This window comes from Rhodococcus sp. ACPA1, from assembly GCF_002300195.1.
In the GTDB taxonomy this organism is placed as follows: domain Bacteria; phylum Actinomycetota; class Actinomycetes; order Mycobacteriales; family Mycobacteriaceae; genus Rhodococcus_F; species Rhodococcus_F opacus.
In genome coordinates, this window is sequence record NZ_NSDX01000001.1 from 673,121 (window position 1) to 689,364 (window position 16,244).

Here is a 16,244-nt window from a genome sequence, read left to right on the forward strand (position 1 = left end):
AGGCGATAATAGTTTCTTCCGCGGGGTACAAGCGGCCCGTACCTCGTGCTTACTCGTGTCAGAAAGGCAGGGAGAGCGGCAGTGCCCTACACGATTGCTGAACCGTGCGTGGATGTGTTGGACAAGGCGTGTATCGAGGAATGCCCTGTCGACTGCATCTACGAGGGCGGACGGATGCTCTACATCCATCCGGACGAATGCGTGGACTGCGGCGCCTGTGAACCCGTCTGCCCCGTCGAGGCCATCTTCTACGAAGACGACGTCCCGGAGCAGTGGAACGGCTACATCGCCGCGAACGTCGACTTCTTCGACGACCTCGGTTCCCCCGGTGGCGCGGCGAAGCTGGGCAAGGTCGACTACGACCCGCCTTTCGTCAAGGCTCTGCCCCCCATGGGCGAGGACTAGATGTGCCTCGTATCCCGGTAGCACAAGCACTTCCCGACTTTCCGTGGGACTCGCTCGAGTCGGCGAAGGCGAAAGCCTTCGCCCACCCGGGTGGCATCGTCAACCTGTCGGTGGGGACCCCGGTCGATCCGGTCGCCCCCATCATCCAGGACGCGCTGACCGCGGTCGCCGCGGTTCCGGGATATCCGACGACGCACGGCACCGAGGAACTGCGGAACGCCGCGGTGGAGGCGCTGCGTCGCCGCTACGGAATCACCGGCATCGATCCGGCAGCGGTGCTGCCCGCGATCGGCACGAAGGAGCTCATCGCCTGGCTGCCACGCCTTCTCGGGCTCGGCGCCGACGACCTCGTCGTCATTCCCGAGCTGGCGTACCCGACCTACGAGGTCGGCGCGCTCCTCGCGGGTGCGCGGGTGATCCGGGCCGACGGTCTCAACCGGCTCGGCCCGGAGGGCGCGTCGCTGATCTTCGTGAACTCGCCGTCCAACCCCACCGGCAAGGTGCTCGGGCTCGAGCATCTGCGCAAGGTGGTCGACTGGGCGCGGCGCCGCGGCGCGATCGTGGCGTCCGACGAGTGCTACCTGGGATTGAGCTGGGAAGGCGAAGCCCTCTCGATCCTCGACGAGCGGGCGAACGACGGCGATCTCACCGGGCTCCTCGCGGTGCACTCACTGTCGAAGACCTCCAACCTCGCGAGTTACCGCGCGGGGTTCGTCACCGGTGACCCGGCGTTGGTGGCCGAACTTCTCGAGGTCCGCAAGCACGCGGGCATGATGGTGCCGTTGCCGATCCAGTCGGCGATGACCGCCGCGCTCAGCGACGATGACCACGAAAACGAGCAGCGTGAGCGGTACCGCCGTCGCCGCGAGATCCTTCTCGCAGCGGTGCTCGGCGCCGGATTCACCGTCGACAACTCCGAAGCCGGGCTGTACCTGTGGGCGACCCGCGGCGAAGCCTGCCGGGACACCGTCGAGTGGTTCGCCGAGCGTGGCATTCTCGTGGCACCCGGGGAGTTCTACGGTCCCGGCGGCGGCACCCACGTGCGCATCGCCCTCACCGCCAGCGACGAACGAATCGCGGCCGCGGCCGAACGACTGGTCTGACCCGAGTCGGCCCGAACTGAGCGGTCACGGTGAAAGTATGGGGCCGTGACCCTCGACGACGTCGCCGAAAAACTGTACGGCCTCGACCCCGGTGAGTTCGTCGAGGCCCGCACCGCGCAGGTGACCGCGGCAAGGGAGAACAAGGACCGCGCCCTGGCGACCGAGATCGGGAAGCTGCGGAAGCCGACGGTCGTCGGCTGGCTCGTCAACCTGCTCGCCCGCGAGCTACCCGACGAGGTCGGTGCGCTCCTCACCCTCGGTGACGCCCTCCGCGACGCGCAGCGACACCTGTCCGGCCCGGACCTTCGGCGGCTGAACACGCAACGGCAGCACGTGGTGCGCGCGTTGGCGCGCAAGGCCGGTGAACTCGCCGCCGAGCGGGGCCGGACGGTCGGGGAGGACGCACTGCGGGATGTGGGGCAGACGCTGCACGCCGCTCTCGCCGACGCCGAAACCGCCGAGCAGGTGCGGCGCGGCCGGGTGGTGACGGCGGCGAGCTACAGCGGATTCGGTCCGGCCGGACTCACCGTCGTCCAGGGAAAAGCCGCGACGAAGACCCCGAAGTCCGAACCCGCCACCACGCCCTCGGCCGAGAAGTCGGGGAGGAAGTCGAAGAAGAAGTCGGTGGAGCGCGACCACGACGCCGAACGGGCGGCGGCGGAGGCGGAACTGGCGGACGCCACGTCGAAGGCGGACGAGGTCCGCGGCGCGCTGGACGACGCGAACGCGGAGCTGGAGCAGGCGCGGTCGACGCTGACGGAGATCGACCACCGGATCGAGGAACTGCGCGCCGAACTCGAACACACCGAGCAGGAGCGGCAGTTCACCCGGAACGCGGAGAAGGCGTCGGCGGAGGCGGTGCACCGGGGGGAGCGAGATCTCGACGCGGCGGAGCGGCGGGTCGAGGACGCCCGGCGCGCAGTCGACGATCTCGGCTGAGGACGTCCCGGCTCCTTGACCTCGAGCGCCGTTCAGGTTCTAGCCTGGCGTCATGTCCTTCACTCAGCAGGAACTCGACTATCTGGCGTCACAACGACTGGGCCGGCTCGCGACGGTCCAGCCGAATGGAACCTTGCAGGTCAGTCCTGTCGGCTTTCACTACAACGCCGCCACGTCCACGATCGACATCCAGGGCTACAACATGGCGGCGAGCCGCAAGTTCCGCAACGTCGCCGACAACGGGAAGGTGGCGTTCGTCGTGGACGACGTGCCGTCCGTCGACCCGTGGCGGGTCCGCTGCGTCGAAATCCGCGGGCGCGCCGAGGCACTCGACGCCGAGGCGGCCCAGGCGAACGATCTCGGCGGACCGACCATTCATATCCACCCCGAACGGATCATCAGTTTCGGACTCGGCGCCACCGACCAGGACGTCCATCAACTCGTGTCGAACGCACGCGACGTGTAAGGCGAACTACGCGACGTCCGGGCGGTAGCCGGCTGCGAGGACGGCGACGGTGGACGGCGGTGTCAGGACGGTGGCGGTGCCGGTCGGCCGGTTCGCCGGAGTCCCGTATCCCTCGGCCGACCACGGGACGACGGTGTCGTCGCGCACGACCGCGGGTCCGCCGTCGAACAGCGCGAAGGCGCCGTCGGGCAACGACGACCACGCGGCCTCGTGAGTGCGCTGGTGGGAACCGACCAGCCGTTCCCCGTGCAGCCGGGCGTCCATCTCGTCCGCGCCGGGCAGCCCGCCCCCGTGTGCCGACTGCCAGGCGACGCGAAAGTCGTTGTACCGCTCGCGTCGGCACAGGGCGCACGGCCGGTGGCCGGCGGCGAGGGCGACCGCCTCGTCGTGGAAGAACAGGACCGTGTAATGGCCCTCGCTCCACTGGGCGACGGTGCGGGCCGGGTAGTCGGTGACGCAGATGATCCACCGCTTGCCGGAATGGTTGCGCACAACGCTGTGCCCGCGGTGCAGGCAGCCCCGGTTCCCCATGAACCGGCCACGGAGTGGAATCGCGACGATCTCGGATCGGGGTGACACGCGATTCCGTTCGGCCATGTGCCGATGGTAGCCAGCCGACCCGCGCGTCAAAACCGGATGAGTACCCCCGTCCGGCGCTAACCTGGGCTCAAGGGTTCCGCTCGGACGGGTCTCCCCGTCCGCCCGCGGTCCCGGTCACAGTTCCTCACGATCTGAGGGCAGGAGGCAGGCAGCATGGACGCCATCACCCAGGTTCCGGTGCCCACCAACGAGCCGGTCCACACGTACGCGCCGGGCAGTCCCGAACGTTCTCGAGTGCAATCGGCACTCACCGACATCGCCACCAATCCCGTCGACATCCCGCACGTGATCGGCGGCAGACACCGGCACGGCAACGGCGAGCGCGTCGACGTCGTGCAACCCCATCGGCACGCCGCCGTGCTCGGCACGCTGCGCAGCGCCACCCACGACGACGCGTCGGCGGCGGTCGAGGCGGCCACGGCCGCGGCACCGCACTGGCGGGCCCTCTCGTTCGACGACCGCGCCGCGGTCATCCTGCGCGCCGCCGACCTGCTGTCCGGGCCGTGGCGCGAGACGCTCGCCGCGGCGACGATGCTCGGCCAGTCGAAGTCGGTTCAGCAGGCGGAGATCGACGCGCCGTGCGAGCTGATCGACTTCTGGCGCTTCAACGTTCACTTCGCACGCCAGATCCTCGCCGACCAGCCGATCTCGTCACCGGGTGTGTGGAACCGGCTCGAATACCGTCCGCTCGAGGGGTTCGTCTACGCCATCACGCCGTTCAACTTCAGCGCGATCGCGGGGAACCTGCCGACCGCGCCCGCGTTGATGGGCAACACCGTGATCTGGAAGCCGTCGTCGACGCAGACCGTCGCCGCGTACTGGACCATCAAACTGCTCGAGGCGGCGGGAATGCCACCCGGCGTGATCAATCTGCTCACCGGCAGTGGGCAGGCGGTCTCGGAGGTGCTGCTGAGCGATCCCCACCTCGCGGGTATCCACTTCACCGGGTCGACCCGGACGTTCCAGCATCTGTGGAGCGAGGTGGGCGCGAACATCGGGAAGTACGCCGGCTACCCCCGGCTGGTGGGGGAGACCGGCGGGAAGGACTTCGTGGTCGCGCATGCGTCGGCCGACGAGGACGTGTTGCGGACGGCGCTGATCCGCGGTGCGTTCGAATACCAGGGCCAGAAGTGTTCGGCCGCTTCCCGTGCGTACGTCCCGAAGTCGCTGTGGCGGCGGATGCGTGACACGTTCACCGCGGAAGTCGACGCCCTCACCTACGGTGACGTGACGGATCTGGAGAATTTCGGTGGCGCCCTCATCGACCGGCGTGCGTACGACAAGAACGTCGCGGCCATCGAACGTGCCCGCAGCGCTGCCGGCCTCGAGATCGCCGTCGGCGGCAAGTACGACGACAGCGTCGGCTACTTCGTCCGCCCCACCGTGCTCCTCGCGGACGACCCGGCCGATGAGGCGATGACCACCGAGTACTTCGGTCCGATCCTGACGGTGCACGTGTACGACGACTCGGCGCCGAACTCGTTCGCCGACGTGCTCGCGAAGGTCGACTCGGCGGCCCCGTACGCGCTGACCGGTGCGGTGATCGCCGACGACCGCCAGGCCGTCGAGCAGGCAACGTCTGCTCTCCGGTTCACCGCCGGAAACTTCTACGTCAACGACAAGCCGACCGGTGCCGTCGTCGGGCAGCAACCGTTCGGGGGCGCCCGCGCCTCGGGCACGAACGACAAGGCGGGGTCCAAGCTCAACCTGCTGCGGTGGGTGTCGGCCCGCACGATCAAGGAGACGTTCGTCCCGGCCACCGATTACCGTTATCCGCACATGGGGTCGGAATGAAAGCGCCCACGGTTCTGGCGAATCCGTTGCGCCCGGCGATCCTCGCGGCGGCCCGGTCGTCCCGTGTCAAACGGGCGGTCACGGGTGCCCCCGTCACGCGGAAACTCGTCGACCGCTTCATCGCCGGGGAGAGCCGGGAAGCGGTGCTGTCGTCGGTCCGGGAGATCCTCGATTCGGGCCGGTCGGTGTCGATCGACTTCCTCGGTGAGGACACGCGAGACGCGGCAGGAGCCCAGGCGACGGTCGACGAATATCTGGCGCTCGTCGCCGATCTCGGGGCGCTACCGGAAGCAGCGGAAGGGACTTCGGGTGTTCGCCGGCTCGAGGTGTCGGTGAAACTGTCGGCGCTCGGGCAGGCGCTCGCCGGCGACGGCCGCAGGATCGCCACCGACAACGCCCGCACGATCTGTGCCGCCGCGGAGGCGGCCGGGGTGTGGGTGACCGTGGACGCCGAAGACCACACGACCACCGATTCGACGCTGGCGATCGTGCGCGAACTCCGCAACGACTACCCCTGGCTCGGTGCGGTGGTGCAGTCGTACCTGCGACGCACCGAGGACGACTGCCGTGCCCTCGCCGGACAAGGTTCGAGGGTCCGGCTCTGCAAGGGGGCGTACCGGGAACCCGAGTCCGTGGCCTTCCAGGACCGCGCCGCCGTGGACGCGTCGTATCAGCGCTGCCTCGGGATCCTCATGGACGGATCCGGGTACCCGATGGTGGCCTCGCACGATCCCGCCGTCATCGACGCCGTCGCCCCGCTGGTCGGGCGCACCGGCCGCGCCGCGGACGCCTACGAGCACCAGATGCTGTTCGGGATCCGGGACGTCGAACAACGTCGGCTCGCCAACGAGGACAAGCAGGTTCGGGTGTACGTGCCGTACGGCAGTCAGTGGTACGCGTACTTCATGCGGCGGCTGGCCGAGCGTCCCTCGAACCTGCGGTTCTTCCTGCGCTCGGTGGTCACGCGGGACTGAACGACGCGGGCCGCCGATCGGCTGCGGCGGGGAATCGCCGTTGTAAGGTTTCGCGGTGACGACTTCGGGCGGGGGATGGACCGGTGCGGTCCTCTACGCCGTCGTCATCGTGCTTGCCACGGTGCTCGCTTCGACCCGCATCGGCGAGGTCCGGCTCACTCGTCCGCCGCGCACCGCGGTGGTGCTGTGGTTGCTGATCGCCGTGCCGTCGCTGCTGCAGATCGTCGTCCCCGCAGTCCTCGACGCCCTCGAGCGTGACCCCACCCAGATCCGGGACCACCAGTGGTGGCGGATCGTCACCTCGGTTGCGGTGCAGGACGGGGGACTGGCCGGAACCGTGGTGAATCTGCTCGTTCTCGCCTGGGTGGCCCCGCCCGCGGTCCGGGTCTGGGGTGGAGCGCGGGCCGTTCTGTTGTTCGTGGCGAGCCAGATCATCTTCGGCCTGTTCACCGCGTTCCTGTTCCCGTCGCCCGGCGCGGGCAACTCGGGTGCCACGCTCGCGCTGGCCGCGTCCCTCGCCGGCCTGGTGGTGATGCAGTCCAAGGAGTGGCGGGCACTCGCCGCAAGCGGCGGCATCGTCGTCGCCGGTGTCCTGCTGGTGGTCGTCGACGACGCCCACGGACTGGCTGTTCTGACCGGGGCGCTGCTGGGCGCGGCGCTGGCCACCGTCAGTCCGCCACCGGGAGACCCACCGGACCGCGCCCGGGCCCTGTGAGAAGCTGACCGTGTGCTGCTGCGATCTCTGAATCCTCTGGCCGTCGCCCAGGGCGACGACATTCCCGACGCCATCCGGATCGGCGACACCACCCTGTCGCGCGGCGACGTGCTCGGTGCGGCGACGTCCGTGGCCGAACGTGTGGCACGCGCGGATCGGGTCGCGATCCTCGCCACCCCCACCGTCACCACCGTCCTCGCCGTCGTGGGCTGCCTCATCGCCGGCGTGACCGCGGTGCCGGTGCCGCCCGATTCCGGTCCCGCCGAACTCGAGCACATCCTGCGCGATTCCGGCGCGCAGGCGTGGCTGGGTGAGGCGCCCGCGGACGCGGCGGGCCTGCCCGTCGTTCCGGTCCGCGTCCACGCCCGGTCGTGGCACAGCTACCCGGAACCGCCCGAGTCGGGCATCGCGTTCGTGCTCTACACCTCCGGCACCACGGGACCGCCCAAGGGAGTCCTGATCAGCAGGAAGGCCATCGCCGCCGGTCTCGACGCCCTCGCGGACGCCTGGCAGTGGACCCGCAACGACACACTGGTACAGGGACTTCCACTGTTCCACGTCCACGGTCTCATCCTCGGTGTGCTGGGACCGTTGCGTATCGGCAGCCGTCTCGTCCACACGGTCAAGCCCACCCCGGCCGCCTACGCCGCGGCACGGGGGACGATGTACTTCGGTGTTCCCACGGTGTGGAGTCGCATCGCCGACGACCCCGAGTCGGCGCGCGCGCTGTCGGGTGCCCGACTGCTGGTGTCGGGCAGCGCCCCTTTGCCCGTGCCGGTGTTCGAGAAGCTGCACGAGCTGACCGGGCTCGCACCCATCGAGCGGTACGGCATGAGCGAGACGATGCTCACGCTCAGCACCCGGGCCGACGGCGAGCGTCGCCCGGGGTGGGTCGGTGTGCCGGTCCGCGGCGTCGAGACCCGGCTGCGCGACGAGCGCGGCGGCGACGTCCCCCACGACGGCGAATCCATCGGCGGTCTGCAGGTGCGCGGCCCGATGTTCTTCGACGGCTACCTGGGCCGGCCCGACGCGACGGCCGAATCGTTCACGGACGACGGCTTCTTCAAGACCGGCGACGTCGCCGTCATCGACCCGGAGGGGTTCCACCGCATCGTCGGCCGCGAATCCACGGACCTCATCAAGTCGGGCGGATTCCGGGTCGGGGCAGGGGAGGTGGAGACCTCCCTCCTCGGCCACCCGAGTGTGCGGGAAGCCGCGGTGGTCGGCCTTCCCGACCCGGACCTCGGTCAGCGGCTCGTGGCGTTCGTGGTGGGGGACGACGTGTCGGAATCCGAGCTGATCGAGCACGTGGCCACGGAACTGTCGGTGCACAAGCGGCCCCGCGAGATCCGTGTGGTCGAGTCGCTTCCACGGAACGCGATGGGCAAGGTGCAGAAAAAGCAGCTGTTCTGAAATCGGTATGGTGGCGGGCGATACCGGCCCAACACGGATTGGCAGGCGCACAGTGAGTGTCGAGAGCATCGTTCAGAGCACCCGAATCGTCCTCGCCTCACGGCCGGACGGCGCGCCCACCGCCGACAACTTCCGGCTCGAGGCGGTGAACCTCCCCGAACCCGCCGACGGTCAGGTGCTGGTCCGCGTCATCTACCTGTCCCTCGACCCGTACATGCGCGGCCGGATGAGTGCCGCCGAGTCCTACGCCGACCCGGTCGAGATCGACGAGGTCATGGTCGGTGGCACCGTCGGGCAGGTGGTCGATTCCCGGCACCCGGATTTCGCAACCGGTGACTACGTTCTCGGGTATGCGGGCTGGCAGTCGCACGCCGTGGTCGACGGCAACCAGCTCCGCACGCTCGACCGCGACGCCGCGCCGCTGTCGACCGCCGTCGGAGTTCTCGGCATGCCGGGCTTCACCGCGTACTCCGGCCTGTTGAAGATCGGGCAACCGAAGGCGGGCGAGACGGTGGTCGTCGCGGCGGCCAGTGGTCCGGTCGGGTCGGCGGTGGGGCAGATCGCGAAACTGAAGGGCGCCCGGGCCGTCGGGATCGCGGGCGGACCGGAGAAGTGTGCCTACCTGCTGGACGAACTCGGATTCGCCGCCGCTGTCGACCACCGGTCCCCGAACTTCGCCGAGGAACTGCGCGCCGCGTGTCCCGACGGCATCGACGTGTACTTCGAGAACGTCGGCGGTGCGGTGGCCGCGGCAGTGCTGCCGCTGCTCAACCTGTATGCGCGAGTGCCCGTGTGCGGCCTGATCGCGCAGTACAACGACACGGAGGCCCCCGAGGGGCCGGATCGGCTGCCGGGGTTCTTCACCCGGGTGCTGGTCAAGAGTCTCACGATCCGCGGATTCATCCAGCGCGAGTTCGTCTCCGAGATGTACGCGGACTTCCAGCGTGATGTGTCCGGGTGGATCCGGGAGGGGCGATTCGCTTACCGCGAGGACATCGTCGACGGGCTCGAGAATGCGCCTGCGGCGTTCATCGGCCTCCTCCGCGGCAGCAACTTCGGCAAGATTGTGGTCCGGGTCGCCGAGGAGACCTGACAGACCCTCGTCTGTGGCACCTCACACCCGCGGGGAGGCCGGGAGGGCCCCGCTCCGCCCGGAGCCGATACTCGATCGGCGGTCGAAGCGCCGACGGACACGGGTCCGGACGACGGCCGTCCACGTGGGATCACCCGTATTCGCCCTGGACAGGGCGCTGTCGTGATACAACGGTGACAGAAGCGAACCCTCGTTATGTTTTCGTGATGTCGATGGTGCGGGAGTTCGGTGTCATCCACATATGGGAGTGATCAGATCTATGACGAATCATAGTTCGGGGCCGGGTTCGCAGATCCTCGTCGACGGCAGGCCCGCCTCGGCCCCGCTGCGCGACACGCTGACCGTCGCGCAGAAACTGGTCCGGCATTTCGCCGACAACGTGACCCCGTGCGGTTCGCTTCCCGGCGAACAACTGCAGAGCGACGTCATGGATTTCACGATCGTCTGCCTCGGCCTCGGTATCCAGATGCTCGACGAGGGCATCAGCCCGACGGACGAGGACCTCGCAGAGGTACGCAACAGTTCCGCGCGCTGGGCCCGCGAGGGATTCCCGTTGAAGCTCGTACTCCGCATCCTCCACGAAGGTATCCAGGAGGCCGGCGACCTCGTCGCCTCGAACGCCCGCGAGGAAGACCTGCCCGAACTCCTGGTCATCCAGAAGGTGATGTTCAGCCTGCTCGAGTGCGTGACCGTCGCCGCCACGACCAGTTACGTGGAGGAACTCGAAGCCGTCAACAGCGAACGTGACGGTGCCGCGGTCAATCTCGTCACGGCGCTGCTCAGCGGCAGAAAGGCGGCGACCGCCGCGCGGCACGCAGGCGTGGAGTTGGCCGACGAGTACGTGGTGCTGGGGCTGTCGATTCCGTCGCATCCCACGGAGGCCGTGACCCACCGGCGCAAAACCGTCGTCGCCCGGCAGAAGCTCCGCCGGTTGCAGATCGAGCTCGCGGACGCCGCGGGTGGTGCCGCCCTCTGTTCGCTGAGCCCGGACGGTGGAACGCTGTTGCTGCCCGGCTCACCCGAGCGGGCCTGGATGGTGTCCCTGCTCGACCGCATCGGAGCGGCCGCCGGAGTTCCGCTCACCGCCACGGCAACCCGGGTTCGCACTGCCGGTATCCCCGCGGCGGCGGACCAGGTCCACGAACTCCTCGACCTCGCCCATCAGCTGGCGCTGGAACCGGGCCTCTACGAGATGGACGATCTGGCGCTCGAATACCAGCTCACCCGGCCCGGACCGGGCAGAACCCACCTGGCGCGGCTCCTCGAGCCGTTGCAGGGCTCACCCGAACTGATCGAGACGCTCGAGGTGCACATCGGCCACGATCTCAATCGGCAGCGCACCGCGAAGCAGATGCACCTTCACACCAATACGGTGGATTACCGGCTCAAGAGGGTGGCGCAGCTGACGGGCTGCGATCCGACCCGCCCGTCCGGGCTGCGGCAGATCCAGGCCGCGCTCGTCGCCCGCCGGCTCGAGGTCGCGCAACCCGAGCGCTGACTCGCTGGTCGCCCGGAGGCCGGGGTTGATACCGCCCCGTCACTAGCGCAGCGTCGTACGCTGCACCGTTCGCTACGATGTGGGGCGGATCATATTCGGTCCGGGTGTGTCGGTGGTCGTCTCGTGACCGAAATGTTAGGGAGGCAGGCGATGGCCGGAGGGCGTCATTCGAGCGCGGGGCAGGAGCGCGACGGTCGCTCGCCCGGGTTCTACGCGGTGTGCGCCGCCGTCGTGATCGGACTCGTGGCCTCCGTTGTCGTCGTCGTTCAGGCGGTGCGCTCCTGGGCCGACGACTGCGATCAGGTCACCGACTACACCCTCGCCGCCGACCCGAGCATCGTGCCCGCTCTGAGCAGCATTCTCGGCGAAGCGAAAGACACCGACCTGGGCTGCGCGAACGTCGCCGTCAGCGGCGCGACGTCCGGCGACATCGCGGGACGGCTCGGCAAGGGAACCGACGCCCCGGATCTCTGGATCCCCGACACCGGCGCCTGGGTGGGCAAGGCGGCACTCACCGCAGCCGGTCCCGTCGAGGTGATGACGGGTTCGATCGCATCGTCACCCGTCGTCCTGGCGTCCCGCGAGGCGGACGCCCCCACGTCGCCGACGTGGCTCGCCGCGCTCCAGATCAAGGACATCCAGCTGGGCAACCCCCTCGTGACCGGCGTCGCGCAGGCTCCGATCAACGCGGCACTCGCCGAGGGCCAGGCCGATCCCGTGTCCGCGGGGACGGTGCGGGCGGCGCTGGTCCCGCTCGCGCAGGAGGAGAGTGCACGCACCGTGGACGAGCCCGTCGGCGAGGAGATGCTGCAGGGCGTCGTCGACAACGGTGGAGTCGCCGTGGCCACCGAACAGTCCGTGCTCGACTTCTCCGACGGTGACGGCGCCCGCACGCTCACCGCGACGGTGCCCCCGACGGGCAGCAACTTCATGAACTTTCCGCTCGTCGTCACGTCGCCGGCCCCCGACCGGCACTACAAGGCCACCCAGGTGGCACGTGCCGTCGCCGCTGTTCTCGGTGGCGACGAGGCCCGCGCGGTACTCGCGGAGAACGGATTCCGCGGACCCGACGGGAGTCCACTGGCCGACGGCCGCGGTGTCGGCAGGGTCACCAAGCTCGCGCTCGAGGACGAGTCGGCACTACAGGACGCCCTCGGCGGGTGGGCGTTGATGGCGTTACCCATTCGCACGCTCGTCGCGATCGACGTGTCGGGGTCGATGGAGACCTCCGCAGGCAACCGGTCGCGCATGGATCTCACGGTCGATGCCGCACTCGCCGGCAATGCGATGTTCCCGGACAGCGTGTCGGCAGGCCTGTGGGCGTTCTCGCAGGGGCTGGGCGGGGGACCGCAGGACTACAAGGAGATGGTCCCGATCCGGCGCTACGACACGGTGGTCGACGGTGTCACGCAACGCCAGTTGATGGCGCAGCAGGCGACGAAGGTCGAAGGGCTCATCGGCGGTGGCACCGGGCTGTACGACACGACGCTCGCCGCGTTCCGGACGGTGCAGGAGACGTACGATCCGCGCGCCGTGAACAGTGTGATCATCTTGACCGACGGTGCCAACGAGGACCCGGACTCCATCACCAGGGACCAGCTGATGAGCATCCTGGAGCGGGAGATGGATCCGGCACGCCCCGTCATCATCGTGACGATCGGCATCACCGACGACGCCGACGCGGCCACGCTTGCCGAGATCTCGCGGGTGACCGGAGGGTCGAGCTACGTCGCGAAGGATCCCGCCGACATCGCGAACGTGTTCGTCAACGCGCTGGCGGCCCGCGGTCGGAGCTAGGGGAATTCCGTTCCGGCACAGTCGGACATTTCGAGCACACCCCTAGCCATTCACCTGCCGACAGTGCTTGGGTGGAAGTCAGGGGTGGACCCATTCGAGGAGCTCGTCATGGCCAAACCGTTCAGAGGTGTCGTCAACCTGGATATTCGTGACTCTGTCCCGGACTGGGGACCGTACGAGCAGCCGAAGGCACCGTCCGGCGCACCGAACGTGCTGTACATCGTCCTCGACGACGTCGGGTTCGGCGCCCTGGGCTGTTACGGCGGGCCGATCGAGACGCCGAACATCGACAAGATCGCGGCCAATGGTCTGCGGTACACCCAGTGGCACACCACCGCCCTGTGTTCGCCGACCCGGTCCTGCCTGCTGACCGGCCGCAATCACACCACCAACGGGATGGCCTGCATCAGCGAATGCGCGGTCGGCTTCCCCGGCGCGAACGGGCACATTCCGCCGGAGTGCGCGACCCTCGCCGAGGTCCTGGTCGAGCAGGGATTCAGCACGGCGATGGTCGGCAAGTGGCACCTGTGTGCCGAGGACGAGATGAACCTCGCCTCCACCAAACGCAACTGGCCCGTCGGCCGCGGCTTCGACCGCTTCTACGGCTTCCTCGGCGCGGAGACCAACCAGTGGTACCCGGACCTCGTCCACGACAACCACCCCGTGCAGCAACCGGCTACCCCGGAGCAGGGCTACCACCTCAGCGTCGACATCACCGACAAGGCCATCGAGTACCTCGACGACGTCAAGGCGATCGCCCCCGACCGGCCGGTGTTCCTGTACTACGCACCCGGCTGCGCGCACGCACCGCACCAGGTGCCCCGGGAATGGGCCGACCGTTACCGGGGCCGGTTCGACGACGGCTACGAGGCGCTGCGCGAGCAGACCCTGGCCCGGCAGAAGGAGATGGGCCTGGTCCCGCAGGACACCGAACTGCCCCCGGTGAACCCGATCGGGACCCCCGACACCCGCACCGGACCCGACGGGCAACCGTTCCCGCCGCTCGACTTCACCCGACCCTGGGACGCCCTGGCCGCCGACGAGAAGCGGCTCTTCGCCCGGATGGCCGAGGTGTACGCGGGGTTCCTGTCGCACTGCGACGACCAGATCGGGCGCCTGATGGCCTACCTCGAGGACACCGAACAGCTCGAGAACACCATCGTCATGCTGGTCTCCGACAACGGCGCCAGCGGTGAGGGCGGCCCGGACGGTTCGGTCAACGAGAACAAGGTCGCCAACGGCGTGCCGGACGATCTGGCCGAGAACCTGAAGATGCTCGACGAGCTCGGCAGCACCAAAACCTACAACCACTACCCGAACGGGTGGGCGATGGCGTTCAACACCCCGTTCAAGATGTGGAAGAGGTATTCGTACAACGGCGGCACCAGCGACCCGTGCATCATCTCCTGGCCCGCCGGAATCGCCGCCCGCGGCGAGACCCGCGACCAATACCACCACGCCATCGATCTCGTCCCGACCGTCCTGGACTGCCTCGGGCTCGAACTCCCGGACACCGTCAGGGGCCACACCCAGCACCCGCTGCAGGGGGTGAGCATGCGGTACAGCTTCGACGCGGCCACCATCCCGACGGCCAAGCACACCCAGTTCTACTCGATGCTCGGCACCCGAGGCATCTGGCACGACGGCTGGCAGGCCGTCACCACCCACCCGGCGATCAGCGGCTGGGCCCGGTTCCCCGACGACACCTGGGAGCTCTACCACACCCAGATCGACCGCGCCGAGCTGCACGACCTCGCCGCCGAGGAGCCCGGGCGGCTGGCCGAGCTGATCGGGCTGTGGTTCCACGAGGCCGGCGCCAACCAGGCGCTGCCCCTCGACGACCGCTCGGCGGTCGAGATCCTCACCACCGCGCGCCCCCAGCTCGCGCCGCCGCGCAACCGCTACGTCTACCGCGCGGGCGGTGCCGAGGTCCCCGAGTCGGTCGCGGTCAACATTCGCAACCGCTCCTACTCGATCGGTGCACTGGTCGATCTCCCCGAACCCGGGGCATCGGGGGTGCTGTTCGCGCACGGCAGCCGCTTCGGTGGGCACGCCCTGTACGTCAAGGACAACCGGCTGCGTTACGAGTACAACTTCCTCGGCAGCGAGGAACAGCGGATCGTCGCCACCGAGGACCTGCCGACCGGCGAGAACCTGCTCCTGGCCGCCTCGTTCGACAAGGACGGTGAGGATCCGCCCGGCATCGCCCACGGGGTGCTGACCCTGTACTACGGGGACCGGAAGGTCGGCGAGGGCCGGATCAAGACGCAGCCCGGCAAGTTCAGCATCGCCGGGGAGGGCCTCACCGCCGGCCGCGACACCGGGGAACCCGTCACCGACGACTACCCCGGCACCGCCCCGTGGGCGTTCACCGGCGGCACCCTGAACCGGGTGGCCGTCGACGTCAGCGGCGAACCCTACGTCGACCTCGAACGCGAAGCCGCCGCCATGCTCTCGCGTGAGTGAGAGCGGAAACGCCATGACGGAGCCCCTTCCGAGCTGGCGTGAGCGTGCCGGCAAGGCGGCCGTCCTGGAATTCGTCGGGCGTGTGACGGCGGAGGACGTTCCCGTGGAGGAGCGGATCGCGGTCTTCGACAACGACGGCACACTGTGGTGTGAGAAGCCGATGCCCATCCAGCTCGACTTCATCCTGCGACGCCTCGTCGTCATGGCCGAGCACGATCAGGAACTTCGCACCCGTCAGCCCTGGCAGGCCGCCTACACGCGCGACTACGACTGGCTCAACGCTGTCATCACCGATCACTACCGCGGCGACGACAGCGGGGTGACGGTGCTCGCCGTCGGGGTGCTGGCCGCGTTCGCCGACGTGACCGTCGAGGAGTTCGAGGCCGGGGCGGACCAGTTCCTGCGCACCGCCCGGCATCCCACCCTCGACCGGGACTACCTGGCGTGCAGCTATGCACCGATGGTGGAGTTGCTCGCGTACCTGGCCGTCAACGGATTCCGCAGCTACATCGTCTCCGGCGGCGGCCGCGATTTCATGCGGCCGATCAGTCACGACGTGTACGGCATTCCGCGGCAGAGGGTCATCGGTAGCGGGGTGTCGCTGATCTGGAAGCACGACGGCGTCAGGGGCGCAATCGTCCGCAGAGCCGAGGCCGACGTCCTCGACGACGGACCCGAGAAGCCGGTGCAGATTTGGAACCGGGTCGGCAGACGGCCCCTCCTGGCGGCGGGAAACAGCAACGGGGACATCCCGATGCTGCAATTCGCGGAGCAACCGGACCGGCCGTCGTTGCGGCTGCTGCTGCGCCACGACGACGCCGCCCGCGAATTCGACTACGTCGCGGGCGCCGAGCAGGCACTCGAACTGGCCGACGCCAACCGCTGGACCGTGGTGAGTATCGAAAAAGACTGGGCAACGGTGTTCCCATCGCTTCCTGACCAGGTCGGATGAGTCCTGTCACGGCCATGGGATCTGCCTAC

General features: G+C 68.8%; 14 protein-coding genes. 13 read left to right on the forward strand and 1 reads right to left on the reverse strand.

All coding sequences use genetic code 11. The annotated features are described in order from the left end of the window. Positions 1-81: 81 nt before the first annotated feature. Genes fdxA through CJ177_RS03015 form a run of 4 tightly spaced genes read left to right on the forward strand, consistent with a single transcriptional unit; the run spans position 82 to position 2,913 of the window. Positions 82-405: a ferredoxin gene (gene fdxA, locus CJ177_RS03000; RefSeq protein WP_005239185.1), complete on the forward strand. Its 324-nt coding sequence runs from the start codon at positions 82-84 to the stop codon at positions 403-405. Between the two features lie 2 nt (positions 406-407). Next, the gene (dapC, locus tag CJ177_RS03005) at positions 408-1,508 is read left to right on the forward strand and encodes a succinyldiaminopimelate transaminase (protein ID WP_095867250.1); all 1,101 of its coding nucleotides are present in this window, start codon (positions 408-410) and stop codon (positions 1,506-1,508) included. Positions 1,509-1,553: 45 nt separating this feature from the next. Next, positions 1,554-2,447: a hypothetical protein gene (locus CJ177_RS03010; RefSeq protein ID WP_095867251.1), complete on the forward strand. Its 894-nt coding sequence runs from the start codon at positions 1,554-1,556 to the stop codon at positions 2,445-2,447. A 52-nt stretch (positions 2,448-2,499) separates the two neighbouring features. Further along, entirely contained in the window at positions 2,500-2,913 is a 414-nt protein-coding gene (locus CJ177_RS03015; protein ID WP_095867252.1) for a PPOX class F420-dependent oxidoreductase, read from the forward strand. Between the two features lie 6 nt (positions 2,914-2,919). Here the strand turns inward: CJ177_RS03015 and CJ177_RS03020 are convergent, their stop codons facing one another. Then, positions 2,920-3,510, reverse strand: coding sequence for a hypothetical protein (locus CJ177_RS03020; protein WP_095867253.1), 591 nt, complete (start codon positions 3,508-3,510; stop codon positions 2,920-2,922). Between the two features lie 156 nt (positions 3,511-3,666). Between CJ177_RS03020 and pruA the strand changes: the two genes are divergently transcribed. The 9 genes from pruA (at position 3,667) to CJ177_RS03065 (ending at position 16,215) form a co-directional block, all read left to right on the forward strand. Continuing rightward, on the forward strand, positions 3,667-5,307 hold the full coding sequence (gene pruA, locus CJ177_RS03025; RefSeq protein WP_005239196.1) for an L-glutamate gamma-semialdehyde dehydrogenase: 1,641 nt from the start codon (positions 3,667-3,669) through the stop codon (positions 5,305-5,307). Continuing rightward, on the forward strand, positions 5,304-6,281 hold the full coding sequence (locus CJ177_RS03030) for a proline dehydrogenase family protein (RefSeq protein WP_095867254.1): 978 nt from the start codon (positions 5,304-5,306) through the stop codon (positions 6,279-6,281). The genes pruA and CJ177_RS03030 overlap by 4 nt, the downstream gene beginning before the upstream one ends. Before the next feature lie 55 nt (positions 6,282-6,336). Beyond that, the gene (locus tag CJ177_RS03035; protein WP_095867255.1) at positions 6,337-6,996 is read left to right on the forward strand and encodes a rhomboid family intramembrane serine protease; all 660 of its coding nucleotides are present in this window, start codon (positions 6,337-6,339) and stop codon (positions 6,994-6,996) included. Positions 6,997-7,008: 12 nt separating this feature from the next. After that, entirely contained in the window at positions 7,009-8,409 is a 1,401-nt protein-coding gene (locus tag CJ177_RS03040) for an acyl-CoA synthetase (protein WP_095867256.1), read from the forward strand. Positions 8,410-8,461: 52 nt separating this feature from the next. After that, positions 8,462-9,502: an NADP-dependent oxidoreductase gene (locus CJ177_RS03045; protein WP_095867257.1), complete on the forward strand. Its 1,041-nt coding sequence runs from the start codon at positions 8,462-8,464 to the stop codon at positions 9,500-9,502. A gap of 259 nt (positions 9,503-9,761) precedes the next feature. Next, positions 9,762-11,000 (forward strand): CdaR family transcriptional regulator, encoded by a 1,239-nt coding sequence (locus tag CJ177_RS03050; RefSeq protein ID WP_025432186.1) that lies wholly within the window; start codon positions 9,762-9,764, stop codon positions 10,998-11,000. 150 nt (positions 11,001-11,150) lie between these two features. Then, on the forward strand, positions 11,151-12,797 hold the full coding sequence (locus tag CJ177_RS03055) for a substrate-binding and VWA domain-containing protein (RefSeq protein ID WP_095867258.1): 1,647 nt from the start codon (positions 11,151-11,153) through the stop codon (positions 12,795-12,797). Between the two features lie 108 nt (positions 12,798-12,905). After that, positions 12,906-15,263: an arylsulfatase gene (locus tag CJ177_RS03060; RefSeq protein ID WP_095867444.1), complete on the forward strand. Its 2,358-nt coding sequence runs from the start codon at positions 12,906-12,908 to the stop codon at positions 15,261-15,263. A gap of 13 nt (positions 15,264-15,276) precedes the next feature. Next, entirely contained in the window at positions 15,277-16,215 is a 939-nt protein-coding gene (locus tag CJ177_RS03065) for an HAD family phosphatase (RefSeq protein ID WP_095867259.1), read from the forward strand. Positions 16,216-16,244 lie beyond the last annotated feature (29 nt).